Raw genomic sequence first — 23,814 nt, 5'->3', positions numbered from 1 at the left:
TGTATTATTAATTCATAAGATGAAATCCAACAATGAAACAATATAATTTTACCGCGCTTAGGAAGTTACAATTCATTAACGGCTGGAAATACTTCGGCATTGGCGTCGGACTCTTGGTTTTGTGGCTAGTTGCTTTAATAGCGGGTGATGACTGGGAGACAGTGGCATACTGGTTGTGCTGGGGGTGGGTAATTGCTCTCGTGCTTGGGAGTGTATTTTGTTTTATCGCCTGGCAAAAACTACGAAAACACAATCGGCAGGTTTTTACAGACTTTGCGGCGCAAAATAATATGACCTTTATCGAGAGTGCCAATGTCACCATCGAGGAACCGTCGTCATTATTTGGTTACGGCCACTCACGTCGAGCAAGCGAAGTGCTCAAGGGTGAAACCAATGGCCTGCCGTTTCAGCTGTTTAATTATACCTATACAGAGGGTCATGGCAAGTATGCCCACACCTACAATTTAGCCATGGCAGCGGTCGAACTTCCGTATCAAATGCCACAACTAGTCATAGATTCGCTAATCGAAACAGGCAGCGGACGCACTTCGGTTTTGCCAATTGATTTTAAACGGTCGCAAAAACTAACGCTTGAGGGCGATTTTTCGCAATACTTTGCCCTCTATGCCCCCGAGCAGCACGCAGTGGACGCCTTAACAGTGTTGGCGCCCGATATTATGCATACACTCATCGAAAAAAACGCTCTTTGCGATATTGAAATTATTGGGCGTCGTATGTACTTCTATTGGCCGAAAAAGCTCCGGCAAGCGAAAGACTACGAACAGGTGCTCGAGGCGTTCGAGTCGGTGATGGCTCAAGTTGCACCGCCGCTAAAGCGAATGCGCTCCTTGGCGTACTCGGCGAAAAAGTCGGAAATCGTAGGCAAGGTGGAACCTGCTAAATTGAAGAGGGTGTCCGCAGCGGGTAGTATTCTCGGTATTATGGTACTGGTGATTGGTGGGTTGTATGTTAACTACGCTGTACCTGACATCAACTGGATACCGTTAGTGGCAATTGTTACAGTCATCATAATAGCTGCTCTGCTGCAATCTTTCGTTCGCGAACGACGATACAGTCGACTACGGCGACGACATCTTAATAAATAATCTGTTACAATTTTAGATGTCCTTAATCGTGCCGCCAGAGCGCCACAAACATGATATACCGCTAGAATCGTTATAAGGAGAAACAAGATGAATGTCACAAAGGCCATTATTCCGGTTGCCGGGTGGGGGACGCGTCGTCTGCCCATTACAAAAGCTATTGAAAAGAGCATGTTACCGGTGGGGAATCGGCCAATTATTGATTACGTTGTGCAAGATTGCATACGGGCAGGGATCACCGATATTTACTTTGTCGTGAGTAAAGCTGGCAGTCAGCTAGAAGCTTTTTATACCCGCGACAGTGAGCTTGAGGACTATCTCAAAGCCAATAATAAAGAACAACTCTTACCGCTCGTGACGCCACCAAAAGAAGTGAATTTCCACTATATTGTTCAAGATACCTCTTCAGAGGCGCCGTATGGCACGGCTATTCCCGTAGCCCTATGCGCAGAATTTGTTGCTCAAAACGAACCGATAGCGGTGCTAATGGGGGATGATTTTATTTATAATGCCGATGGTAGCTCTGAACTGGGGCGTTTGATTGCCGCAACTCCCGAAACGGGGTCGTCAATGATTGGGGCGGAGGTGCCGCGCGAAGACGTGTCTCGCTACGGTGTATTAGCAATGGATGCTCGTAATAATTTTGTTCGAATTGTTGAAAAGCCAGCGATCGAAGCGGCGCCAAGTACCCTCATTAATCCGAGCAAGTATGTTATATCAGCCGATTTACTAAAGGAAATTTGCCACTATACAGAGCAGCCCCGAAACGAAGAATATTACATTACTGATCCCATCAATACGTACGTGCAGAATGGCGGCATCATGAAAGTTGTCCCAGCAGTTGGACACTATCTTGATGGCGGCACGGTTGAAGGCTGGCTGAAAGCCAACGAGATAGTAATGGGCGTGGCGGCCTAGCAGCTTTACATCTCCTTGGCAATCTGTTAAAATGAATCACTGATTAGATAACTAAAAGGAACGAAGATGAAAGCAGTTGTAAAGCTTGGCGGCAAGCAATATGTTGTCGCTGAAAAAGAGACCCTCTTGGTGGACCGCCTCCAAGATGGCACAAAAGAGCTCACGCTTGAACCGCTGCTGGTGTTCGATGGAAAAACTACCCAAGTTGGAACGCCAGTTGTAAAAGGGGTCAGTGTTAGCGCAAAGGTCATCGAAGATGAAGTAAAAGGCGACAAAATTCGCGTCATTCGCTTTAAAGCAAAAAAACGCGTCCACAAAGAAACTGGCCATCGACAAAAATATAGCAAAATCGAAATCACTTCGATCAAATAAATAAAAGAGCCCTGAAACTAGAGGGCTCTTTTATTATGCCCAAGAAACTTTTCACGCTTCGTGGTATACTGGACATAACGACAAAAGGGAAGAAAAGAGTGACAAAAACCAAAGTGATCGCTGTCACCAACCAAAAAGGTGGTGTCGGAAAAACTACTACTGCTGTCAACGTTGCCTATTTCCTAGCGAAAGCTGGGCATTCGGTGCTGCTTGTCGATCTCGATCCGCAAGGCAACGCCACGAGCGGCCTAGGCATTAATAAGCAAGAGCTCGAACGCACGGTAATGGATGTCGTGCAGCACGGCGTGCCAGTGCAGAATGTAGTACTCGCCACGGCGCACAAACAGCTATCGATTTTACCGGCCACGCCACAACTGGCAAACGCCGAAGTGGAGCTTGCCGGTGCCGAGCGCCGATTCACCAGGCTTAAACAAGCTCTTGATACTACCGAGGGTTACGATTTTATAATCATCGATAGCCCACCAAGCTTAAGTCTCTTGACCGTAAATGCACTTATTGCTGCCCAATACATTTTGCTGCCGGTCCAGGCCGAATTTTACGCCCTCGAAGGCCTAGGGCAGCTGCTTGAAACTATGCAGCTGGTGCGCAAGGGTATGAACCCAACTGTGGAATTACTGGGCGTACTGGTAACCATGATGGACAGCCGGACAACCCTCAGCGGCCAGGTGCATGAAGAAATCCAGCGGCACTTCCCGGGTAAAGTTTTTAAAACCACCATTCCGCGCAATATTCGGCTGGCCGAAGCTCCAAGCCACGGACTACCGGTAGGCGCATACGACCGCTGGAGCAAGGGCTCAAGAGCATATAAAGCAGTTGTAAAGGAGATGCTTGACCGTGTCAGCTAAAAAAGGTTTAGGACGAGGATTTGATTCGCTGCTGCCAACGGAGCTGTTGAACGAGGCATTCGATCCAACCTCGGCTCAGGATGAAAAAATCTCTGAGCTGCGGTATCTTAAAGTTTCAGAAATCACACCCGACCCAGAGCAACCCCGGCGTCATTTTGATGAATTAGCGCTTGATGAATTAGCAGAATCAATTAAAGAACACGGAATCGTCCAACCACTGGTGGTTATTAGTAAAGGCGAGGGGTATCAATTGGTGGCTGGCGAACGCCGCTGGCGCGCAGCCCGAAAGCTGGGGCTCGAAAAAGTGCCCGCTCTGGTGCGTACTCTTAGTAACCAGCACAAACTCGAGATCTCGCTTATCGAAAACTTACAGCGCCGCGATCTGAACCCGCTGGAAACCGCCACGGCGTACCTAAAACTGCGCGATCAGTTTAATCTCACTTACGAACAAATTGGCGCCCGTATTGGCGGAAAAGCGGTGAGTACCATCAGTAATGTGTTGCGATTGTTACAACTTCCTGACAACGCTAAACAAGCACTAGTGGAAGGCAAAATTTCCGAAGGCCACGCCCGGCAAATTTTAGCTCTTGATGCGGCAGAAGCCCAAAATGAACTCCTGAACTTTATTTTAAAGGAAGACTGGAGTGTTCGGCGGGCTGAGCAATACGTCGTTGGCTACAAGAAAGGCACCGCCAGCCCAGATAGGCGCGAACAAGCTGTCAAACACACTCGCACCGAAACCTCTACCACTAAAATGCTTGCTAAGCGCCTCAACACGCCCGTAAAACTAAAAACCACCGCCAAGGGTGGCCAGCTAATTATTAGCTTTAAGGACGAAGGCGACCTGGAACGAATCAGTACTTTGTTAAGCAAGTAATGCTTAATATACAATTTAAGACGCTATTTATCCTTCTTAGGCCAAAAATTCTAGAAGAAACGAATTTTATCGAAAGGATAAATCCGCAGCCCAACTGGCCCAATGACGTTCTCGAGCGGAATGGTTCCAAGACCATTGCGTGAATCGAGCGAATAACTGCCTGTTCGGTGGTCGCCAGCGACAAATAATTCATTATCTGGCACCACAATATCAACGTCGCCGGTGGTCGGCTGACCGGGCTCTTTGGTGGTGTCGTCCGGGCGGAAACCATCGGGGTGCTCTTTATTGTAAACGGTTAATACGCCGTTACTTACTGTTACGCGTTCACCCTCGAAAGCGATGACTCGTTTTACAATAAACTCATCAGCCATGCCCGGCTCGTGTAATGGGTTTTTAAAAACGATAATCTGGCCGCGCCCAGGGTTGTATTGGCGTCCAAAAAGCGTATCCCAGGTAACCGGTAGGCGGTTAACGATAACTCGATCATCGGTGTACATCGTTTTTTCCATACTTGGCCCTGTAACACCGAAACTGCGAAAAATAAAAGCGTGAATAAAAAAGACGCCGACAATAACCAACAAAATAAAACCAGCAATACCAAGTATATCTCGCAAAATCGAGCGTTTTTCGTGTGTTTCCATACGCTTATAAGCATACACTTATTTTGATGAAACCACAAAAGCTAACGTGATCTTTTGGGCAAGTTTATAGAGATAGTAAAGAGGCGTAATTGCAACCGATTTTCTAGACTCTCCAGTATATGCACTGCACAAAATATGTCGATAAATGAGAAATGATCAACAAGCGAGTGTGCGGGTTTACTTTTTAGGTTTAGTTTACGATTTGGCCTAAATTCGCTATAGTGAGGTAAGTTATTTATGAAAAAACGTCATACCCCAATTGATGACTTTACGCTGCGTCGACGCACGCCAGCGGATCCAAAGCATAAAACTAACACCGACACCTATACCGTGCCGCGGCGTTTTCTTGACACCACACGAACTCCAGGCGTGGCTAGTTCACCTAAAAAAACCGGTACCACAGAGAAAGCAGCTCTGTTAAGAAGTGAATTAGACGCTTCTCTTGCTGCCCTCGACGACGAAAAAAAGCCTAAAAAACGTCGATTCTGGCCACCGAGCAAAAAAGCGGTCAAGCGAACGATAGTTATTATTCTGATTTTGATTCTGGCAATCGTTGGTTTTCTTGGGATTCGCGCTTTTCTTGCGGGCACGCAGGTGCTAAGCGGTAATCTTTTTGATCTTTTTAGCCAAGGTAAACCGCTGAAGATGGATGAGAATGGCCGCAGTAATATTCTTATTTTTGGCACCTCCGAAGATGATCGAGCGCACGACGACGCTGGCCCGCACCTGACCGATTCAATCATGGTTGCCAGCCTTGACCAGAACAAAAAGGTGACGATGCTCACCAGCGTTCCGCGGGATCTATGGGTAAAGTACGGTGATGCCTGTATGGCTGGCTACGAAGGCAAGATCAATGCACTGTACCAGTGTATGTCAGATGACGGACGTAACGAACGAACCGGCGCACAAAAGTTGATGCAGGCGGTGGGTGAAGTCTACGGCCTCAAGATGCATTATTATGTACATGTGAATTACACTGCCTTAAAAGAGGCGGTGGATGCCGTTGGGGGCATTGATGTCGTTATTGAAAGTAGCGATCCGCGCGGTATCCTGGATCGTAATTTCGACTGGGAATGTAATTATCAGTGTTACCTGGTAAAGTACCCCAATGGGCCTGCTCATCTGGATGGTAAGCGGGCGCTGGCGCTCGCTCGGGCACGCAATAGCTCGGGAGGCTACGGCCTAGAGCGCGGTAACTTCGACCGTGAGCGAAATCAGCAAAAAATCTTGATTGCTCTGCGTGATAAAGCTGCCAGTGTCGGCACGTTAGCTAACCCGGCAGCCGTAAGCCAGTTGATTGATACCTTAGGCAAAAATGTTCGGACTAATTTTGAGGCCGGTGAGATGCGTACCTTAATAAATGTTGGCCAAGCCATGAAAAATAAGGATATCACGACACTTAGCCTCGATAGTGAAGAAAACAAGTTAATCACTACCGATAACGTTGCTGGGCAGAGTATCGTTCGACCAATGCTCGGACTGTATGATTTTAGCGATATCCACCGCTTTATTAAACGCCATATTTCTAACGATCCTGTCATTCGCGAAGCAGCTAAGATCGATGTACTAAATGGTTCAGGCGTGCCGGGAATGGCGCAGCAAACGGCCGATAAGCTTGAAGCCAAGAACTACACCATTCATTCGGTTGATACTGCACCTGCGGACAGCTATTCACCAGTTCAGATTCACCAGTTGAATCCTCAAAAAAAGGGCACAAAACAAAAATTAGAGCAACTTTACGGCATAAAAGTTATTTCAGGCAATCTGCCGGCGGGTATTGTTTCTGAAGCAGACTTCGTGATTATTATTGGTGCCGCGAGCACCGGCGCGCAGTAGTCTATGGCTGGCTATCTATGCTACAATACACGATAGATGGATCTACTTAAAACAGTGTCCAAACGCTCATTCCTGAGCGAAGCGACCTATATAGTACTAAATTTGGGGCTGGCTGGAGCAACACTAGCGTTGGTGCTCGCATTTGAGTCGCCTTTGCCGGCTTTTATCTTTATTCTATTAAGTAAGTGGCGAGTATTTGCGGTTCGCCCACGGTTTTGGTTTGCGAACCTACAAACCAATTTAGTCGATACGCTGGTTGGGCTTAGTGCCGTGGTGCTAATGTGGGCCAGTGGTGTGCTAATGTTCCAAATAGCCATAGCCGTACTATACGCTGCCTGGCTGCTGCTTTTAAAACCACGCTCGAAACGACACACCATGTTGCTTCAGGCGGGTATTGCACAATTTGTGAGCCTCACGGCACTTTTTACGGTGGCGTACGCGTGGCCGTCGTGGTTAGTCGTACTGCTAACATGGCTAATCACCTACAGTTCAGCCCGGCACGCACTGACAGCTTACGACGAAGACGACATCACCTTGCTTAGCCTGGTCTGGGGGTTTGTTGGCGCCGAACTGGGCTGGTTGGCTTACCACTGGACGATCGCTTATGCGCCCTTTGAAAGCGTGTCTTCGTTCAAAATTCCGCAAATCGCCATCTTGCTTTTAAGCTTTAGTTATCTCGCCGAGCGGGTGTATGCTTCGTTTCGTCGTAATGACGGTAAGATTGTATTCGCCGACTTTAAATGGCAGCTTGTCTTTATAGCTGCGCTTGTTATTATGATTTTGATATTTTTCAATGGCCTAGATATTACTGAACTATAAGAAAGGAGAGAGAATGAACCAACATCCCACCCCTCAGCAGCCAACCCAAAACGAAGCGCCTATTATTCCCACGCCCTCACCCAAAAAACTTCAAAAGACGGGCAAGAAAGGCGTACCAAAAGGTGTAAAAGTGCTTGGTATCGTGTTGTTGTGCTTTGTTGCTAGTTTCTTTGGATCGTGGGCGTTTATTAGCAGTGGACTTATTAAATTAAGCGACCACACAACGGTTGAAACGCGCCGGCAGCTTGTGCTGCAAGAAGGCGAGGTGGTCGCTGAAACCGCTAAAGAAGTATCGCCAAGTGTTGTATCGATCGTTACCCAAACCGCCCGTAGCCGTAGTTTTTTTAATACCAATGAAGGTGGCGGCTCAGGTACAGGGATTGTAATCAGTAAAGATGGCTACATTATCACCAACAAACACGTAATTCCCGAAACAACGGCCGCGGTTAAGGTGATTCTAGCTGATGGTACGAGCTACGAAAATGTAACAGTTGTTGGTCGCGATCCGCTGAATGACATCGCCTTTTTAAAGATTAATGGGGTTAACAACCTAAAGCCGGCGCGCATTTCAGACGAAAAAGTTATTACTGGCCAAAAAGTTGTCGCCATTGGTAACGCGCTTGGTCAATACCAAAATACCGTGACGGCCGGCATTATCTCGGGTATGGGGCGGCCGGTAACAGCCGAAGATAATGCGGGCGGTACTGAACAGCTGCTCGATTTATACCAAACTGACGCCGCAATCAACCCCGGTAACTCAGGTGGGCCACTTGTTAACCTAGCTGGCGAAGTTATTGGCATTAACACCGCCGTTGTGGACGACGCTCAAGGGATTGGTTTTGCTATTCCTATTAAAGCAGCTAAAGGCTTGATTAAAGGAGTGCTCGCTGATGGTAAGGTTGAACGCGGTTATTTGGGTACGCGATTTATTACGTTAACACCTGAAATTGCCCAGAACTATTCTTTAAATATCACGCGAGGCGCCTATATCAAAACGCAAAGCGCGTCGGTGCCAAGTGTGGTTGCCGGCGGGCCAGCCGATAAGGCGGGGCTCAAAGAAGGTGACATCGTGACCAAAGTAAACGATGAAAAAATTGATGAAAGTGCTGGGCTTAGCTTACTGATTGCCCAATATGCGCCTGGCGACACTGTCCAGCTCACTGTACAGCGAGGTGGTGGCGAAGTGACACTGAATGTCACTCTCGGCGCTTATAGCGCGGCAAACCGCTAGCGCTGAAAAGCGATCATAAAGCCATCGGCGTGAAGCAGAGAAAAGCCAAGATTAGTCGCTTCTTCTTGGAGGGCGGGGAATTGTCGGGGGTCGGCTTCCAGAATGATGCTGCCACCCAGCGGTAGGAGCTCGGCCGCTTGATGTAGCAGCGCGAACATTAATTGTAGGCCATTTTGATCAGCAAAAAGAGCAGTTTTAGGTTCAAATTTAGTTTCGGGTGAACGTTCCCAAGACGGGTCAACGTAGGGAAGGTTCGCAACAATTATATGTGGCGTTGGTCCTCGGTAGTTACTCAGTAAATTTGAGCGGTGGAAGGTAATGGCGGCCTGCAGTTGCTGAGCGTTCTTGGTAGCAATTTCAAGGGCCTCCTGGCTGCTATCGATTGCGTGTACCACCGCTTGGGGACAAGTAAGGGCGAGGCTAACTGCAATACAGCCCGAGCCAGTGCCGACATCTACTATAGCTCCTTCTGGCTGAAGATTTTTTACAAAATCAACCAGGGCTTCTGTTTCGGGCCGGGGAATAAGCACTGCCGGAGTGACCTGAAAATCAAACCCGTAGAATTCTTTATGACCGGTAATGTAGGCGAGCGGCTCGCGCTGCACTCGCCGGGCTAACTGGGTGTAAAGAATGGAGGAAACGGTAACCTGTTCGGTGTTATGGGCGAGAAGCCAGCTTCTATTGACGTCCAGTTCGTTCGCTAGTAGCAGCTCGGCGTCTAATCTGGCAGATGTGATACCGGCAACCTGGAGTGCAGCGGTTGCCTCGGCTAGCCACTGGTTAACGACTATTTTCGACGCCTTGGGCGGCAAGTTCGCGTTCATAGGCTTGGAGCTTTTCGATTATATCGCTAATATTGCCGTCAAGCGCACTAGGAATATTGCTTCGTGAATAGCCAATGCGATGATCGGTGATGCGATCTTGAGGGAAGTTATACGTGCGAATCTTCTCTGAGCGGTCGCCAGAGCCAATCAGTGTCCGGCGCTCGGCGGCTAGTTTCGACTGTTCTTCGTCAATTTTCATTTGTAATAAGCGGCTCCGAAGGACGCTTAGGGCTTTTTCTTTGTTTTTAATCTGAGACTTTTCGTCTTGGTTAGTGACCACCATGCCGGTAGGCAGGTGAGTAATGCGAACGGCCGAATCGGTGGTGTTAACACTCTGGCCACCGTGGCCACCAGCGCGGAAGACGTCAATCTTGAGGTCACTTGGGCTAATTTCAATATCGGTTTCTTCGGCTTCCGGAAGAACAGCCACCGTCACGGTGCTGGTGTGTATTCGGCCGGAACTTTCGGTGGCTGGAACGCGTTGCACCCGGTGTACGCCGCTTTCAAACTTTAATTTTGCGTACGGCGCTTCACCCTTAACAGCAAATATTACTTCTTTGTAGCCACCAACCTCAGATGGGCTTTCGCTAATGATTTCAGTCTTAAGGCGTTCGTTTTCGCAAAAGCGCAAATACATCCGTAATAGTTCACCGGCAAATAGGCTGGCTTCGTCGCCGCCGGCACCGGCGCGGATTTCGATGATGGTATTTTTTTCATCGTTCGGGTCTTTAGGCGCCAGCATGACAAATAAATCGTCGTCAATAGCGCTAAGCTCGGCTTCTAACAGAGGAAGCTCTTCTTTGGCAAGTTCAGCCAGCTCATCGCTGCCGCGGGCAAGTTCTTTGGCATCGGCAAGCTGCTTTTTAAGGGCAGCTTGACGTTCGAGCTTTTGGATAATCGCTTCAAGTTCGCTGCTGCGACGAGTTTTTTTAGCAAAATCCGGGTCGGCATAGGCAGTGGGCGTACTTAAAAATTGCTCAAGTTCAGCGAGTTCTTGGCGGACATCTTCGAGCTTAATGTTAATAAGGCCCATAACTTCAGGCTGCCGTTAATTACTAAGCGGCTTTAGCTTTTGGTTCGCCAGCGTCTTTTTTGGGAGTAGCTTTTTGAGCTGCCTTACGCGCTTTGTTTGAGAGTGCGGTTTTGCGAGCTTCAGCAGCAGCAAATCGCGCTTTAAAGCGATCAACGCGACCTTCGGTGTCGATAATTTTTTCTTCACCAGTGAAGAAAGGGTGAGAAGCGCTTGAAATATGCACTTTTACAAGCGGGTATTCATTGCCATCGGTCCACTTGATAGTGGCAGTGCTTTTGGCAGTTGACTGCGTGAGAAACGCAAAGTCGGCCGAATCGTCCTGAAAAACGACTGGGCGGTAATCGGTGGGGTGTAAGTTTTTCTTCATAATCTGTACTATTGTAGCTGTTTTTAAGGAGAAAGTCAAAATATAGCTACTATTGAATCGTCTCGTGGAAAGAGCCTGCCACAAGACGGGAACGAACGGGGCTTGTAGTAGGCTAGTGTACTTAAGTGTGTTTCTATGAACCGACTACTAGCTTAGGGCTATGCTATTACGAAGAGGTAACGTTCAAAAGTCCTATATATTGCATAATTTTATTTATGTGATATAAAGTAATAGTCAGGCAATCCAAATTTCGCTCAATTCGGGAGAATAAAATGAGCCGTGGTGCGCTGTTCGATATAGAAGGTGCCACATGGGACGCGGTAAACAAGCGGGTATTGGCGCTCGACTTTACCACCGCCCAGCGGGTTGTGAAGAGGCTTCGCAGCGAAGGCTACATCCCTACTACCTTCAAGCCTCATGTCCATGACTGGATGAGCGCAGGATCGTTTTGGGATTTTGAAGGACGACACGAAGGTCGAGCAAACGGTCGCAATGAGTGGGTCACGCTCGACTGCTGGAACGCTGAAGGTCACCGGCCGTGGTCGTTGATTCTCCGCACCAAGGAAGGTCCGTGGGCGACCTATGCCGAGGGCGACAATCAGCTCTTTTGGGGCGGTGATATCCTCGTCGAGGAAGTGATCGGGCGTTGTCGCCGGGCCAACCCTAATGCGATAGACCTCACGCCATGGGACTTCGAGCTGCTCGGCGAGCCATCAACCGAACTGAGCTGACTTTTACGCCCCGTCCTTTTTCCGAAAGGGCGGGGCAGCACTATATGGAGGGGCACCACCTTTATTTTTTGCCAAGCTTTTGTTATAATTATCTTGTTACACAATTTAAATGACACAGCCCGCACAACTATTCCTCTTAAATATAGAGATGTACGGGTGAGGAGAAAGGAATTACTCTTATGGCAGTAACTGTCGATGTAAAGGCTTTGCTCGAAGCTGGTCTGCATTTTGGCCACAAAACGAGCCGCTGGCACCCGAAGATGGCGCCTTATATTCATAGCAAGCGCCAGGATAGCCACATTATTGACCTCATTAAAACCGCTGAGGGCCTTGAAAAAGCTTTGGCTTTCATGGCTGAGGTGGTAGCAAGCGGGAAGCTAGTATTATTTGTTGGTACTAAACGCCAAGCTAAAGATCTTGTAAAAGCCGCTGCCGAAGAAGTTGGCCAACCGTATGTTACCGAACGATGGCTGGGTGGTGCTTTAACGAATGTTACTACCGTCGCCGCACGCGTCAAGCACCTTAAGAGTCTGGAAAAGCGTATGGATAGCGGTGAACTTGCAAATCGCTACAACAAGCTCGAAGTGCAGCGCTTTCAGGAAGAAATTGAAGACCTCAACAACAAGTACGGCGGTATCAAAGATCTAAACGGTAAGCCAGGAGCGCTATTTGTGATTGATGTGACCGCTGAGCAAAACGCCATCCGTGAAGCCAAGAAGCTCAACATTCCGGTTATTGCACTGGTTGATACCAACGCCAACCCAACCCCAATTGATTACATCATTCCAGGTAACGACGACGCCATTAAAGGCATCCAGCTGGTACTCGATTACGCAAAACAGGCGATAACCGAAGCTACTGCCCGTCGCAAAACCGCTAGCGAAGCAAAATCTTAACGTCAATAAGGAGAACTACTATGAGCATATCTCTTGAAGATGTGAAAAAATTGAAAGAACTGACAGGCGTTGGTTTGAGCGACGCTAAGGCCGCCCTGACTGAATCTGAAGGCGATTTTGACAAAGCTCTTGAAGCTATGCGCAAAAAAGGCCTTACGAAAGCCGAGAAAAAAGGCGAGCGTGAAGCTCGTGAGGGTTTGGTTGATGCCTATGTGCACAGTGGTCGTATCGGGGCAGTGGTTGAAGTTAACTGCGAAACCGATTTCGTTGCCCGCACCGAGGACTTCAAGACTTTAGTGCACGATATCGCTTTGCACGTTTCAGCCACCGCGCCACTCTATATTTCAATGGACGACATTCCAGCCGAAGAGCTACAGCGCAAAACAACTGAATTTACCGAAAAAGCCGAAGCTGAAGGCAAGCCCGCCGATATTGCTGCTAAAATTGTTGAAGGTCAGATTAAGAAGCATTTTGCTGAACTGACCCTGCTTGAGCAGCCGTTTATCAAGAACCCGGATATCACGGTTGGCCAACTAGTGAAAGAGCACATCGCTCGATTGGGCGAAAACATTGTTATTCGCCAAATCAAGCGAGTTGAGCTCGGCGCTTAGGCCTGTTACCAAAAACACAAAAAAGCCCCCAAGTTTTCGAGGGGCTTTTTTGTGTTCTCGTTCAAAAACAGCCATCAGTGATATACTAATACTATGTTTGACCTACAACCTTACGAAGACCGATTGAAAAGTGCCATCGCGCACTTTGAAGATGAACTCAAAAAAATCCGCACTGGCCGCGCGCATCCGGCGATGCTTGAAGGAATTATGGCAGAAGCGTACGGTACCAAAATGCCGCTGAACCAGGTAGCTAATATTCTAGCGCCCGAGCCGCAACTTTTGCAGGTAAGTCCGTTTGATCCAAGCAACATCAAGGCTATTAGCGACGCCATTCGCAATGATCAAAGCTTAGGCTTCAATCCAAGCGACGACGGGCGGGTAGTGCGCGTGCCCATTCCAGCCCTCACTGAAGAGCGGCGTTTGCAATTAGTAAAACTGATTGGTACGAAAGTAGAAGATTGTCGAATTGCGATTCGAAACATTCGTCAAGACGCTTTAAAAGACGCCAAAGCCAAAAAAGAGCAAAAAGAATTATCTGAAGACGACTTAAAACGAACAGAAAAATTGTTCGACAGTAAGCTAGCTGAAATACAAGCAAAAGTCGATGAACTCGCGAAAGCCAAAGAAAAAGACGTTATGACTATTTAATTCTGGGGCGGATGGGCTTTAATGGGGGTGCTACAGCCTTGTAGCCTTATCTCGTACCTGGAATAAGTACAGATCGTTGGATTAGCTTTCAGAAAAAGCATGACAGCTAATCTGACACCTGCTATCATACAAAGAGTATAAAATCGTCTCATCGTTTCGGAGGGTAAATGGATATATTCGCTGCGCTGCAATTCATCTTGTCGATTGCTGTTGGCTTACTGATACTAGTATTTTTGGTCGTCGTGCATGAACTTGGCCATGCTATTGTTGCGCGTCGCAACGGTGTGGTTGTGGAGGAATTCGGTATTGGCTTTCCGCCGCGGGCGTGGTCAAAAAAACTGAAGAATGGCGTTCTATTTACTCTAAACTGGCTGCCACTCGGCGGATTTGTAAAATTACAGGGCGAGAACGATTCAGCCGCGTCGAAAGGCGACTACGGCGCCGCCCGTCTTTGGGTAAAAGCTAAAATTCTGCTTGCCGGCGTCACTATTAACTGGGTGGTAGCAGTGCTTATTTTTACGGTTTTAGCGCTGACGGGCTTACCTAAAGTCTTGCCTCATCAATTTACCGTGCCATCCGATACGCGTGAGACACGGGGTCCGGTTGTACTTAGTAGCGTCAAGCCCGATTCACCGGCCAAAAAAGCAGGCCTAAAGGCGGGCGACGAATTGTTGCGATTCAACGGCAAGCCTATTCCGACGCCGGCAGATTTCCAGCGGTTTACTGCTGTTGAAAAGGGCAAAGAAGCGGAAATTATTTATAAACGTGGTGGTCGCGAAGTAATTGCAAAAGTACAGCTTGCAGCGAATCCGCCACAAGGTCAAGGGCCCATTGGAGCGGCAGCTGGACAACAGACCACCACTCATTCAACCTGGTCGGCACCGATTGTTGGTGTGATGACCACTTTTCAGCTGATTGGCGAAACACTGAAGCAATTAGGAGAAATGATTGCCAACCTGGCGCGCGGTTTGGTAATGCAGTTATCGTTTGACCAAGCTGCCAGGAATGAAGGCGGTCAAGCCCTGAACGCTGCCACCCAATCAGTTACAGGACCAGTGGGGATATTGGCGATTATTTTCCCAATGGCTCAAGAGGCTGGCCCGACTGTGCTGCTCTTCATAACTGGTTTGGTATCTTTGACTTTGGCACTGATGAATGCTTTACCAATTCCGGCACTTGATGGTGGTCGACTGTTTGTGACGATTATATTTAGAATCCTCAAAAAGCCGCTCACAAAAGAACGCGAAGAGTTGATTCATGGCACCGGTTTCCTTGTATTAATGTTGCTCGTAATAATCATTACCATAGCTGATGTGGGCAAGCTTTTCTAAGAACCGATTCGTTTATGCCGTTGCGTTAAGCGCTTGGCTGTATGGTGGTTTTTTGACGTCGCAAATTGCTGTCGCGCTGCTGCTACCGCCGCTTTTACTCTTGTCGCCGCGCGAAATGCTGGCTGAAGTGCAGCTGATGCTGGTGGCGTCGGCTTTGGTGTATGTGGTAGCGGTGCTCCTTGTGATTGGCGTGCCGGCTTTGTTTCGTGCTTGGCCATCAAAACGAGCACTCTTACAAACGCTTGGTATCGCCCAAAAGCCGACTTGGCGACAGCTAGCCTGGTCGCCAATTGCTTACATCATTTACTTTGCCCTAACGGCGGTGGTAATAAGTTTCATTGCGCAACTTGTGCCGAGCTTTGATCTTGCCCAAGAACAAGATCTCGGGTTTTCAAATATCAGTGCCCTCCATGAGTACGTGGCCGCTTTCGTGGCGCTGGTTATTTGCGCCCCAATTGCTGAAGAACTTTTATTCAGAGGCTTTTTATTTGGTAAGCTCCGCGAACGGCTGGCTTTTATTCCGACTGCCTTAGCGGTAAGCCTGCTGTTTGGTTTTGTGCACGGGCAGTGGAACGTGGCGATCGATACTTTCTTTTTGAGTCTGGCACTGAGCTACTTACGTGAAAAAAGCGGCACTTTGTGGCCAAGTATGCTGCTGCATATGATTAAAAATGGCGTGGCGTACTATTTTCTTTTTGTACAACCAGTGAGTATTGTGTAGAATAAAACGCATGCGATTATCCACACTTTTTACCAAAACGCGAAAAGAGGCGCCTGCTGACGAACAGGCGAAAAATGCACAGCTACTAATTCGTGCTGGTTTTATCTATAAAGTTATGGCCGGTGTCTACGCCTATACGCCGCTCGGTTTGCGGGTGCTTGAAAATATAAAGCAAATCGTACGTGAAGAAATGAACGCGGTTGGTGGACATGAGCTCATCATGACCAATTTACAAGCTAAAGAGCCCTGGGAAATCACGACCAGATGGGACGATGAAGTGGTTGATGTCTGGTTTAAAACAAAGTTAAAGGACAACACCGAGGTTGGTTTGGCCTGGTCGCACGAAGAGGCGATTATGGACATGATGCAGCACCATATTCAGAGCTATAAAGATCTCCCTGCCAGCGTGTATCAATTCCAGACTAAGCTCCGCAATGAATTACGGGCTAAAAGTGGTATTATGCGTGGCCGCGAATTTGTAATGAAAGACATGTACTCGCTTCATGCCACGGCTGAAGACCTGGACGCTTATTATAAGCGTGTTATTGATGCCTACAAACGAGTGTATGACCGCTTGGGCATTGGCAAAGAGACGTTTGTTACCTTCGCCAGCGGTGGGGCATTTACCAAATTTAGCCACGAATTCCAAACAATTTGTGAAGCCGGCGAGGATGTCCTGTATCTCCACCGTGAGAAAAATATTGCCGTTAATGAAGAAGTGCTTGAAGATGCCACAAAAGAGCTTGGCATTAATAAGCAGGATCTTGAAAAGGTAAAAAGCGCCGAAGTCGGGAATATCTTTAATTTTAGCACCGAAAAATCTGAACAAATGGGCATATTCTTTACCGATAGTTCAGGTCAGCAACAGCCGCTGCACCTGGCGTCATACGGCATCGGTATTACAAGGGTCATGGGCGTGATAGTCGAGAAATTTGCTGATGACAAAGGATTGGTCTGGCCAGAAGCGATTGCACCTGCTAAAGTATATGTAGTCAGGATTGGAGAAAGCGCTGAGGTTGTAAAAAGCGCTGATAACCTTTACGAAGAACTTACCCAACGTGGCGTGACTGTACTCTACGATGATCGTACCGTACGGCCAGGGGAGAAATTTGCCGACGCAGAGTTGATGGGGATGCCGCACAGAGTTGTGGTCAGCGATCGGCATCTTGAAAACAAGACGTATGAATACGCAGGTCGTACAGCAAGTGACACTAAGCTGTTGACGTACGATCGGCTACTTGCTACACTTACGTAACCCCACGAAATCGCTTTTCAGGGAGGGTGAAAGCCCTTTTGCAGATGTATTATACACCGACATGCCTTAACGGGCATGTTTGGTTGATGAAAGGAGAATTATGAAGAAACAATACCAATTGACCGTCGATGGCAAAAAAGAATTAGAAAAAGAATTAGAAGAATTAAAGTCACAGCGCAGTGAAATCGCCGAGCGTATCGCTAGCGCCCGTGATTACGGCGACCTCCGCGAAAATACTGAATACGACTCAGCCCGCGAAGAACAGGCTCGCCAAGAAAGTCGTATCGCTGAAATTGAAGAAATCTTGCTTAACGCCGAACTTATTACCACCCACGGTTCAAGTAAGGTGTCAGTAGGTTCGAAAGTCGAACTCAAGACCGATGGTAAAACGGTTACCTACACCATTGTTGGCCCAGTTGAAGCCGACCCGCTTGAAGGTAAAGTATCCGACGAATCACCAATTGGCGCCGCGCTACTAGGTAAAAAAGTTGGTGACATGGTGACCATAGCCACACCTAAGGGTGATGTGACCTACGAAATTGTAAGCATCAGCTAAAAGCATTTGCATACACTAATGAGAAAGACAGCACTTCGAAGGCTGTCTTTTCTCTGTTATACTAGAACAAATGACGATTAACTAAAAAGAGTATTATGGCAACACTAAAAGAATTACGCGCAGAACGTCTTAGAAAATTAGATGACCTCAGGCAAAAAGGGGTCAATCCGTATCCAGCTACCTCGCATCGAACGCATACTATTGGGGCAATTGTTTCAGATTTCGAACATCACGAAGGTGTCTATGCGGTTGCGGCTGGGCGCATTACCAGCATACGCAAATTTGGCAAACTAGCTTTTATTGTATTGAAGGATGCCAGCGGTAGCATGCAGCTATTTTTATCGCTGCAAAAAATGGCGGCTACTCTTGCTGAAATTCCCCAAGTGCACCTTCCAAATGAGCCGGCGCCAGCCGCAATCGATCGCCAGAGCGGAGAAGTAACTTTTGAAGATATTCCACTGCTTGATACGGGCGATTTTTTGGAGGCTCGCGGCCAGATTGTCAAAACAAAAACTGGTGAGATTTCAATTGCTGTTGAACGGATGCGCCTGCTCACGAAAAGTCTGCGGCCACTACCCCTTGAACGTGAAGGCTTTACCAATAAAGAAGAGCGCTTACGCCGTCGCTACGTCGACACTAATGTTAACCCCGATGTCTACCAGCGGTTCTTGCGTCGGAGCGATTTTTGGCAGGCAACCCGGCAATTCCTTTTAAACGAAGGCTTCAAAGAAATTAACACGCCGGTACTTGAGCTGACAACGGGTGGCGCCGATGCCACACCGTTTGTGACGCATATGGACGCACTCGATCAAGACTTTTACCTGCGAATTAGTCACGAGCTACCGTTGAAACGACTGCTCGTTGGTGGTTACGAAAAAGTTTTTGACATTGGTCCGCGATTTCGTAACGAAAATTACTCCGACGAACACCTACCCGAACATAATGCCATGGAGTGGTACTGGGCTTATGCCGATTGGCAACAGGGGATGAAGCTGACCCAAGAACTCGTGCGGTTCGTAGCCGATAAAACCTGGGGCAAACGAACATTTACACTGCTTAATGGGCATGAAATTGATCTTGGCCCAGATGGCGAAGACTGGCCGCGCATTAGTTTTGTGACGGTAATGAAAGAGCACTATGGGCTCGATGTGTTTACCTGTACGCTTGAAGAAGTGCAAGCTCAGCTTAAAAAACACAAAGTCGAAGTGGAGAAGCACGACAACCGTGCCCGTGGTATTGATAAACTCTGGAAAAAGATCCGTACTACCATTGCCGGCCCGGCTTTTTTGGTAGATATCCCTACCTTTTTACAGCCGCTGGCGAAAACTCAGCAGCAAGACTCACGCTTAACGGAGCAGTTTAACTTACTGCTCGGCGGCAGTGAGCTGTGCAAAGCTTATTCGGAGCTAAATGACCCAGTAGACCAGCTCAACCGGTTTGTGGAACAGCAGGCCATGCGCGATGCTGGCGATATAGAGGCACAAATGCTCGATATTGACTACGTAGAGGCTCTAGAATACGCCATGCCGCCAGCATGTGGCTTTGGGTATAGCGAGCGGTTGTTTTGGTTCTTAGAGGGCATTACGGCGCGTGAGGGCGTGGTATTTCCGCAGCTGAGGCGTGAGGTTGACGAAACAACCAAGGGTATTTACCCAGAAGTCACTTTATAGGGAAAAAAGCATCTGCCTACATGCTTGACAAGTCTTTTGACTAAGGGTATATTTTATTAGTTGCTACAGACGAGGAGGATCACTGTGGGCTCGGATCTGGTTGGCAGGACTTCTGGTACGGCTGATCTTGGGCGGGGTTACTCTTTCACCTGGGAAGGTGTAAAGCTAACTGAACTGACCGATGGCAATGCCAAGTTCGAAGGCGGAGGCTTTATCAGGTTGCTGGAAGGCGGCCCGGATGTTGATATGCTGAAGGGGGAGGTAACCATCTTCCTCAACGGTCAGCAGCTCGGGGGAACTCGCCAGCGCGCCACTGCGACGGGTGGGGCTCGAGTGAAGCAGTCCGGCGGAGGTGCTGACAGAGCCGTACAGGATGCTCGGGCGTCAGACGGTAGCTCTGTGACCCAGGCCGGACGTGATGCTTACTGATCTCAACAATTAAGGAGCGCCCTGGATGCCATTTTGGCCATCCAGGGCGCTCTTACGAAACGTATTACTTGTCTTTTTTGTCAACGCTTTTATCTTCAGGCTTCTTAGGTTCGTCTGTACGCTTCACAATAATCGTGCACTCTGTCACTAAGGCAGCAACAGCGCCAACCGCAGCTAAAATTGGGGCAAAGACTGCGCCAATAACCCCAATTGTTACCGGAAATTCCATCAAGATCTTGTCATTTCTATCTTTAATAATAATTCGCCGAACGTTACCCTCGTTAATCAGTTCTTTGACCTTAGCTAGTAGCTGATCGCCGCTTATTTTAAATTCTTCGTCTGGTTTTTGATTTTGTTGTTGTGTCATAGTACCTATAAGTATAGCAGGTTACTGCCGACTCGCCTTGAGCTTAATAATCATATTTTACAACACTTCTACACAAAAACGCAGGTTATCACGGTAATATGTGTAGTGGTTACTCATCTTGACTCCTCTGTTACAGCTGCTACAATGAAAATCCACTTGTAACTATATTGTGCTTTCTTTAGCGCCCGCGTCGGTCTCTTTATTACATAACGAGGCAATAAATGATGAGCACGGCGGAAATTTTCAAAATAGCAGTTATTGCCGGTACAGCCCGTGAACAACGCCGTTCAATTGCTGCCGCTCGTTTTGTTGCCGATATTGGCCGTCAGCTCGATGGTGTTTCGATTTTGGCGGTGGATCCGCAAGATTTTGTACTATCTGGTGATGGTAACGCGCCCGAGCACAAAGATCCGCGCTACACACAAATTACTCACGAAGCTGATGCTTTTTTTATTGTGACGCCCGAATACAATCGTAGCTTTCCGGGCAGCTTAAAGCGCCTTCTCGATAGCGAACTCGAGGGCTATAGCCATAAGCCGGTCGCTCTGGCTGGTGTTAGCGATGGCCCGTGGGGCGGCGTGCGGGCAGTTGAGGCGCTGCTTGGTACGGTGCGTCACCTAGGGCTTATTACGACAAGTTATGATGTCTACTTTCCGGAAATTCAAAAAATTTTTGACACCGACTGTACTATAAAACCTGAATACGCAACGACTTATCAGCGACAAGTCACGAAGGCCTACCGGCAGCTGATTGGGCTGGCTCGGGTATTAAGAGATGCCCGCGACAAAGGGCTTATCTAGCTGCTTTATACCCTCCGCCAGGGAAATTTGTCACGCTGCACTAACTCTTGCCATGCACCAGCCGGTGTTGTTTTGCTATACTACTATATATGAGTAATTTCCAAGAAAAATATATGGCACGTGCCGTCGAGCTATCCCGCCAGGGTATGAGCCAGGATAAAGGCGGCCCGTTTGGTGCGGTAATTGTGAAAAAGGGTGAGATAATTGCTGAAGGCTATAATCAGGTGACTTCAACTAACGACCCAACGGCGCATGCTGAAGTAGTGGCGATTCGTCGGGCTTGTGAAAAGCTCGGCTCTTTCCAGCTAGATGATTGCGAGCTCTATACCAGCTGCGAGCCGTGCCCGATGTGCCTCGGCGCGATTTATTGGGCGCGACCAAAAGTTGTCTACTATGCTAATTCCCAGCAAAATGCGGCTGATATTGGCTTTGATGACTCGTTTATTTATGAAGAGCTGGCGGTACCGTACGAAAACCGGTCGATTCCGTTTATCCGGGTTTCCAACGACGATGCTATTACCGTATTTGAAGGCTGGCAGCAAAAGACTGACCGCGTCGATTACTAGGCTATGAAAAAAGATTTTGGTTTTAAAGTTACTGCTCGACTTGGCAAAAATTCCTTAGCACGAACAGGGGTGATACAGACGCCTCACGGTGATATTGCAACGCCAGCGTTTATTGTGGTCGGCACAAAAGCAACGGTCAAGGCAGTCGTGCCAGAGCAAGTCGCGTCTTTGGGTGCTCAGGCGGTGCTAGCGAACGCCTATCACTTGTATTTGCAGCCTGGACCACAGGTGGTAGATCAAGCAGGTGGCGTGGGTAAGTTTATGAACTGGCCAGGGCCAACTTTTACCGATTCAGGCGGGTTTCAGGTGATGTCGCTAGGAGTTGGGTTTAAAAAAGTAATTGCTATGAATGCCGATGGCTTTACCCGCGATGACGTGATCGCCCGAAAAAAGCAGCGTTTAGCTTTTGTCGATGAAGAGGGCGTGACTTTTAAGTCGCATTTAAGCGGTGACTTACATCGTTTTACCCCTGAAATCTCTATGCAAATCCAACACCAGCTGGGCGCCGATATCATGTTTGCCTTTGATGAATGCACAACGCTGCTTAACAGCCGAACATACCAGGAAGAATCGCTCGAGCGAACCCACCGTTGGGCGGAACGCTGCCTGACTGAGCACGATCGCCTCACCAAAGAGCGGGCAGGCAAGCCCTACCAGGCCCTATTTGGGGTGATTCAGGGTGCTCAGTACGAAGATTTGCGGCGAAAAGCTGGCCGTTTTATGGGAAGCCTGCCATTTGATGGTTACGGGCTTGGCGGTGCGCTTGAAAAAGAAAATTTAGGCACAATCGTTCGCTGGATCAACGAAGAATTGCCCGAAGACAAGCCGCGGCACTTACTAGGTATAAGCGAACCAGACGACATTTTTGCCGGCATTGAAAACGGCGCCGACACCTTCGACTGCGTATCGCCGGCACGAGTAGGGCGTAATGGTTCGGTGTACTTACCAACCGGCCGAATCAATATTGGCGGAGCTCGTTATCGGCAAGATTTTTCACCGGTCAGCGACGACTGCGATTGTTATACTTGTAAAAATTACACCAAAGCCTATCTGAATCATTTATTTAAGGCACACGAGATGTTGGCGGGTACCTTAGCCACCATTCATAACGAACGGTTTATTGTAAAACTGGTTGATGATATTCGTGCCAGCATCCAGGACGGCAGCTTTTTCGAATTTAAAGCAGCCTGGCTGGCGCGCTACTACGGAACAAATTAATCGGTTGAAACTTTAAAGGGTGTAAAGTTGGTCTGATCATCAAGACTGTCTTGCTGCTCGCGTTTTTTAAGGAAGCTAATAACGCGGTAGGTAACTGGCAGTAAGATAATCTCGACGGCAGTTTTATAAAGTAATCCGAAGGCGACGTAAGTAATAAATTCCTGGCCACTTAAAATGCCGGCGAAGGCAATTGTACAAAAAACCAGCGTATCAAAAAACTCACCAACAATGGTCGAGCCAATCAGCCGAGCCCAGAGTTTTTTGCCTTTGGTGCGCTGTTTAAGCTTGGCAAGCACGAAGGCATTGAAAAACTGTCCGATTAAATAGCCACAGAGGCTGGCGAGTACAATTCGGGGCACAAAGCCAAGCACAGTTTCAAAGGCCGCTTGGTTTGGCCAGGCGGCAGCCGGTGGGGCGATTTGCACCAAGAAGAGTGTGGCCGATAGTAGCACCGAAATGCCGAAGCCGGTCCAGATAGCCCGACGGGCGTATTTGTAACCGTAAACTTCCGTTAATACATCGCCGAGTAGGTAGGTAAGTGGAAACAAAATAGCCCCGCCATCAGTAATAATACCGGCGATGTCGATCAATTTTACTGCGCCGATATTTGATATCAGCAGCAGGGCAGCAAAAGCAGCCAGAATGAGGTCGTAATATCTAAATCTCTTCATATTTTCCCGTAATTTAAACAACTTCGTTATTATACGCCATCCTGCTTTGCTATACTAATGAAAGTAATGGAAAATCACTTAGGAATCACCGACGAAGCCTTCGGGGCGATTGTGGCTGAGGCAATCGATGCCCTACCCGAAAAATACGGCCGTCGTCTCGATAATGTCGCCTTTGTCACCGCCGACCAGCCCAGCCCGCAGCAGCGCGAAAAAATGCGTCTTCGCCACTACGAGACGCTATTTGGGCTGTACGAAGGTATTCCCCAGGTAACCCGTGGGGCTGGCTACAGCTTTGTACTGCCGGATAAAATCACTATTTTTAAGTTACCACTCATTGCCGCCTCGCGGACGGTAGAAGAGTTACGCGAGCGAACCCGCAAAACAGTCTGGCACGAAGTAGCGCATCATTTTGGGCTCGATCACGAGCAGATCGACCGCTTAGGAGGCTCTTAAAATT

General features: G+C 48.2%; 28 protein-coding genes. 22 read left to right on the top strand and 6 right to left on the bottom strand.

The features are described 5' to 3' along the window. Positions 1-32: 32 nt before the first annotated feature. The 5 genes from VD907_04935 to VD907_04915 all read left to right on the top strand — a co-directional run bounded on the left by VD907_04935 (position 33) and on the right by VD907_04915 (position 4,136). The gene (locus tag VD907_04935) at positions 33-1,106 is read left to right on the top strand and encodes a hypothetical protein (protein ID HYG84202.1); all 1,074 of its coding nucleotides are present in this window, start codon (positions 33-35) and stop codon (positions 1,104-1,106) included. 87 nt (positions 1,107-1,193) lie between these two features. Further along, positions 1,194-2,021 (top strand): sugar phosphate nucleotidyltransferase, encoded by an 828-nt coding sequence (locus VD907_04930; protein HYG84201.1) that lies wholly within the window; start codon positions 1,194-1,196, stop codon positions 2,019-2,021. Between the two features lie 66 nt (positions 2,022-2,087). Beyond that, entirely contained in the window at positions 2,088-2,393 is a 306-nt protein-coding gene (gene rplU, locus VD907_04925) for a 50S ribosomal protein L21 (GenBank protein ID HYG84200.1), read from the top strand. Positions 2,394-2,428: 35 nt separating this feature from the next. Further along, a complete protein-coding gene (locus tag VD907_04920) occupies positions 2,429-3,259 on the top strand; it encodes a ParA family protein (protein HYG84199.1) in 831 nt (276 codons plus the stop codon). Then, the gene (locus tag VD907_04915; GenBank protein ID HYG84198.1) at positions 3,249-4,136 is read left to right on the top strand and encodes a ParB/RepB/Spo0J family partition protein; all 888 of its coding nucleotides are present in this window, start codon (positions 3,249-3,251) and stop codon (positions 4,134-4,136) included. The genes VD907_04920 and VD907_04915 overlap by 11 nt, the downstream gene beginning before the upstream one ends. Before the next feature lie 50 nt (positions 4,137-4,186). On the opposite strand, the gene lepB is transcribed toward VD907_04915, so the two are convergent. Then, entirely contained in the window at positions 4,187-4,777 is a 591-nt protein-coding gene (lepB, locus tag VD907_04910; protein ID HYG84197.1) for a signal peptidase I, read from the bottom strand. A gap of 237 nt (positions 4,778-5,014) precedes the next feature. Between lepB and VD907_04905 the strand changes: the two genes are divergently transcribed. The 3 genes from VD907_04905 to VD907_04895 are packed head-to-tail and all read left to right on the top strand — an operon-like array spanning position 5,015 to position 8,663. Continuing rightward, positions 5,015-6,613, top strand: a complete 1,599-nt coding sequence (locus tag VD907_04905) for an LCP family protein (GenBank protein HYG84196.1) — start codon at positions 5,015-5,017, stop codon at positions 6,611-6,613. A 54-nt stretch (positions 6,614-6,667) separates the two neighbouring features. Next, complete coding sequence (locus tag VD907_04900; GenBank protein HYG84195.1) at positions 6,668-7,432, top strand: hypothetical protein; 765 nt, start codon at positions 6,668-6,670, stop codon at positions 7,430-7,432. Between the two features lie 13 nt (positions 7,433-7,445). Beyond that, entirely contained in the window at positions 7,446-8,663 is a 1,218-nt protein-coding gene (locus VD907_04895; GenBank protein HYG84194.1) for a trypsin-like peptidase domain-containing protein, read from the top strand. On the opposite strand, the gene prmC is transcribed toward VD907_04895, so the two are convergent. From prmC to VD907_04880, 3 genes are read right to left on the bottom strand one after another with little or no spacing between them, the layout of a single operon-like run. Continuing rightward, a complete protein-coding gene (gene prmC / locus VD907_04890) occupies positions 8,660-9,487 on the bottom strand; it encodes a peptide chain release factor N(5)-glutamine methyltransferase (GenBank protein ID HYG84193.1) in 828 nt (275 codons plus the stop codon). The two genes, VD907_04895 and prmC, sit on opposite strands and share 4 nt — an antisense overlap. Beyond that, positions 9,444-10,520, bottom strand: coding sequence for a peptide chain release factor 1 (prfA, locus tag VD907_04885; GenBank protein ID HYG84192.1), 1,077 nt, complete (start codon positions 10,518-10,520; stop codon positions 9,444-9,446). The genes prmC and prfA overlap by 44 nt, the downstream gene beginning before the upstream one ends. 22 nt (positions 10,521-10,542) lie before the next feature. Then, positions 10,543-10,887, bottom strand: coding sequence for a type B 50S ribosomal protein L31 (locus tag VD907_04880; protein HYG84191.1), 345 nt, complete (start codon positions 10,885-10,887; stop codon positions 10,543-10,545). Positions 10,888-11,255: 368 nt separating this feature from the next. On the opposite strand from VD907_04880, the gene VD907_04875 reads away from it, so the two are divergent. The 10 genes from VD907_04875 (at position 11,256) to VD907_04830 (ending at position 19,735) form a co-directional block, all read left to right on the top strand. Continuing rightward, the gene (locus VD907_04875) at positions 11,256-11,618 is read left to right on the top strand and encodes a hypothetical protein (GenBank protein HYG84190.1); all 363 of its coding nucleotides are present in this window, start codon (positions 11,256-11,258) and stop codon (positions 11,616-11,618) included. A 179-nt stretch (positions 11,619-11,797) separates the two neighbouring features. Next, entirely contained in the window at positions 11,798-12,514 is a 717-nt protein-coding gene (gene rpsB, locus VD907_04870; protein ID HYG84189.1) for a 30S ribosomal protein S2, read from the top strand. Positions 12,515-12,534: 20 nt separating this feature from the next. Continuing rightward, positions 12,535-13,125 carry a translation elongation factor Ts gene (locus VD907_04865; GenBank protein HYG84188.1) on the top strand — a complete coding sequence of 197 codons (591 nt, stop codon included), beginning with the start codon at positions 12,535-12,537 and terminating at the stop codon, positions 13,123-13,125. Between the two features lie 93 nt (positions 13,126-13,218). Next, positions 13,219-13,773, top strand: coding sequence for a ribosome recycling factor (frr, locus tag VD907_04860; protein HYG84187.1), 555 nt, complete (start codon positions 13,219-13,221; stop codon positions 13,771-13,773). Between the two features lie 167 nt (positions 13,774-13,940). After that, positions 13,941-15,104 (top strand): M50 family metallopeptidase, encoded by a 1,164-nt coding sequence (locus VD907_04855; GenBank protein ID HYG84186.1) that lies wholly within the window; start codon positions 13,941-13,943, stop codon positions 15,102-15,104. A 52-nt stretch (positions 15,105-15,156) separates the two neighbouring features. Then, positions 15,157-15,825 (top strand): CPBP family intramembrane glutamic endopeptidase, encoded by a 669-nt coding sequence (locus tag VD907_04850; protein ID HYG84185.1) that lies wholly within the window; start codon positions 15,157-15,159, stop codon positions 15,823-15,825. Between the two features lie 10 nt (positions 15,826-15,835). Then, positions 15,836-17,080, top strand: coding sequence for an aminoacyl--tRNA ligase-related protein (locus VD907_04845; GenBank protein HYG84184.1), 1,245 nt, complete (start codon positions 15,836-15,838; stop codon positions 17,078-17,080). 97 nt (positions 17,081-17,177) lie between these two features. Next, positions 17,178-17,636 (top strand): transcription elongation factor GreA, encoded by a 459-nt coding sequence (greA, locus tag VD907_04840; GenBank protein HYG84183.1) that lies wholly within the window; start codon positions 17,178-17,180, stop codon positions 17,634-17,636. A 95-nt stretch (positions 17,637-17,731) separates the two neighbouring features. Then, entirely contained in the window at positions 17,732-19,306 is a 1,575-nt protein-coding gene (locus tag VD907_04835; GenBank protein HYG84182.1) for an amino acid--tRNA ligase-related protein, read from the top strand. 84 nt (positions 19,307-19,390) lie between these two features. Beyond that, entirely contained in the window at positions 19,391-19,735 is a 345-nt protein-coding gene (locus tag VD907_04830) for a hypothetical protein (protein HYG84181.1), read from the top strand. Between the two features lie 64 nt (positions 19,736-19,799). On the opposite strand, the gene VD907_04825 is transcribed toward VD907_04830, so the two are convergent. After that, positions 19,800-20,102 (bottom strand): DUF4342 domain-containing protein, encoded by a 303-nt coding sequence (locus tag VD907_04825; protein HYG84180.1) that lies wholly within the window; start codon positions 20,100-20,102, stop codon positions 19,800-19,802. 221 nt (positions 20,103-20,323) lie between these two features. On the opposite strand from VD907_04825, the gene VD907_04820 reads away from it, so the two are divergent. From VD907_04820 to tgt, 3 genes are all read left to right on the top strand, one after another. Next, positions 20,324-20,902 carry an NADPH-dependent FMN reductase gene (locus VD907_04820; GenBank protein HYG84179.1) on the top strand — a complete coding sequence of 193 codons (579 nt, stop codon included), beginning with the start codon at positions 20,324-20,326 and terminating at the stop codon, positions 20,900-20,902. Between the two features lie 89 nt (positions 20,903-20,991). Continuing rightward, positions 20,992-21,468 (top strand): nucleoside deaminase, encoded by a 477-nt coding sequence (locus tag VD907_04815; GenBank protein ID HYG84178.1) that lies wholly within the window; start codon positions 20,992-20,994, stop codon positions 21,466-21,468. Between the two features lie 3 nt (positions 21,469-21,471). Continuing rightward, the gene (gene tgt, locus VD907_04810) at positions 21,472-22,686 is read left to right on the top strand and encodes a tRNA guanosine(34) transglycosylase Tgt (protein HYG84177.1); all 1,215 of its coding nucleotides are present in this window, start codon (positions 21,472-21,474) and stop codon (positions 22,684-22,686) included. On the opposite strand, the gene VD907_04805 is transcribed toward tgt, so the two are convergent. Beyond that, on the bottom strand, positions 22,683-23,357 hold the full coding sequence (locus tag VD907_04805; GenBank protein HYG84176.1) for a queuosine precursor transporter: 675 nt from the start codon (positions 23,355-23,357) through the stop codon (positions 22,683-22,685). The genes tgt and VD907_04805 overlap by 4 nt on opposite strands. Before the next feature lie 66 nt (positions 23,358-23,423). Here VD907_04805 and VD907_04800 point away from each other — a divergent pair, with 66 nt between their 5' ends. Continuing rightward, entirely contained in the window at positions 23,424-23,810 is a 387-nt protein-coding gene (locus VD907_04800; protein ID HYG84175.1) for a metallopeptidase family protein, read from the top strand. Positions 23,811-23,814 lie beyond the last annotated feature (4 nt).

Source organism: Verrucomicrobiia bacterium (assembly GCA_035629335.1).
Taxonomy (GTDB): domain Bacteria; phylum Patescibacteriota; class Saccharimonadia; order Saccharimonadales; family Saccharimonadaceae; genus DASUUR01.
The sequence above is the reverse complement of the archived record's forward strand: the minus strand, read 5'-3'. Positions and strand labels throughout refer to the sequence as shown.

What these genes read in the sequence shown, in the direction of transcription:
- VD907_04935 (HYG84202.1), top strand. Translation starts at nt 33, where the DNA reads ATGAAACAATATAATTTTACCGCGCTTAGGAAGTTACAATTCATTAAC.
- VD907_04930 (HYG84201.1), top strand. Translation starts at nt 1,194, where the DNA reads ATGAATGTCACAAAGGCCATTATTCCGGTTGCCGGGTGGGGGACGCGT.
- rplU (HYG84200.1), top strand. Translation starts at nt 2,088, where the DNA reads ATGAAAGCAGTTGTAAAGCTTGGCGGCAAGCAATATGTTGTCGCTGAA.
- VD907_04920 (HYG84199.1), top strand. Translation starts at nt 2,429, where the DNA reads ATGCCCAAGAAACTTTTCACGCTTCGTGGTATACTGGACATAACGACA.
- lepB (HYG84197.1), bottom strand. Translation starts at nt 4,777, where the DNA reads ATGGAAACACACGAAAAACGCTCGATTTTGCGAGATATACTTGGTATT.
- VD907_04905 (HYG84196.1), top strand. Translation starts at nt 5,015, where the DNA reads ATGAAAAAACGTCATACCCCAATTGATGACTTTACGCTGCGTCGACGC.
- VD907_04895 (HYG84194.1), top strand. Translation starts at nt 7,446, where the DNA reads ATGAACCAACATCCCACCCCTCAGCAGCCAACCCAAAACGAAGCGCCT.
- prmC (HYG84193.1), bottom strand. Translation starts at nt 9,487, where the DNA reads ATGAACGCGAACTTGCCGCCCAAGGCGTCGAAAATAGTCGTTAACCAG.
- prfA (HYG84192.1), bottom strand. Translation starts at nt 10,520, where the DNA reads ATGGGCCTTATTAACATTAAGCTCGAAGATGTCCGCCAAGAACTCGCT.
- VD907_04880 (HYG84191.1), bottom strand. Translation starts at nt 10,887, where the DNA reads ATGAAGAAAAACTTACACCCCACCGATTACCGCCCAGTCGTTTTTCAG.
- rpsB (HYG84189.1), top strand. Translation starts at nt 11,798, where the DNA reads ATGGCAGTAACTGTCGATGTAAAGGCTTTGCTCGAAGCTGGTCTGCAT.
- VD907_04865 (HYG84188.1), top strand. Translation starts at nt 12,535, where the DNA reads ATGAGCATATCTCTTGAAGATGTGAAAAAATTGAAAGAACTGACAGGC.
- frr (HYG84187.1), top strand. Translation starts at nt 13,219, where the DNA reads ATGTTTGACCTACAACCTTACGAAGACCGATTGAAAAGTGCCATCGCG.
- VD907_04855 (HYG84186.1), top strand. Translation starts at nt 13,941, where the DNA reads ATGGATATATTCGCTGCGCTGCAATTCATCTTGTCGATTGCTGTTGGC.
- VD907_04845 (HYG84184.1), top strand. Translation starts at nt 15,836, where the DNA reads ATGCGATTATCCACACTTTTTACCAAAACGCGAAAAGAGGCGCCTGCT.
- VD907_04835 (HYG84182.1), top strand. Translation starts at nt 17,732, where the DNA reads ATGGCAACACTAAAAGAATTACGCGCAGAACGTCTTAGAAAATTAGAT.
- VD907_04825 (HYG84180.1), bottom strand. Translation starts at nt 20,102, where the DNA reads ATGACACAACAACAAAATCAAAAACCAGACGAAGAATTTAAAATAAGC.
- VD907_04820 (HYG84179.1), top strand. Translation starts at nt 20,324, where the DNA reads ATGATGAGCACGGCGGAAATTTTCAAAATAGCAGTTATTGCCGGTACA.
- VD907_04815 (HYG84178.1), top strand. Translation starts at nt 20,992, where the DNA reads ATGAGTAATTTCCAAGAAAAATATATGGCACGTGCCGTCGAGCTATCC.
- tgt (HYG84177.1), top strand. Translation starts at nt 21,472, where the DNA reads ATGAAAAAAGATTTTGGTTTTAAAGTTACTGCTCGACTTGGCAAAAAT.
- VD907_04805 (HYG84176.1), bottom strand. Translation starts at nt 23,357, where the DNA reads ATGAAGAGATTTAGATATTACGACCTCATTCTGGCTGCTTTTGCTGCC.
- VD907_04800 (HYG84175.1), top strand. Translation starts at nt 23,424, where the DNA reads ATGGAAAATCACTTAGGAATCACCGACGAAGCCTTCGGGGCGATTGTG.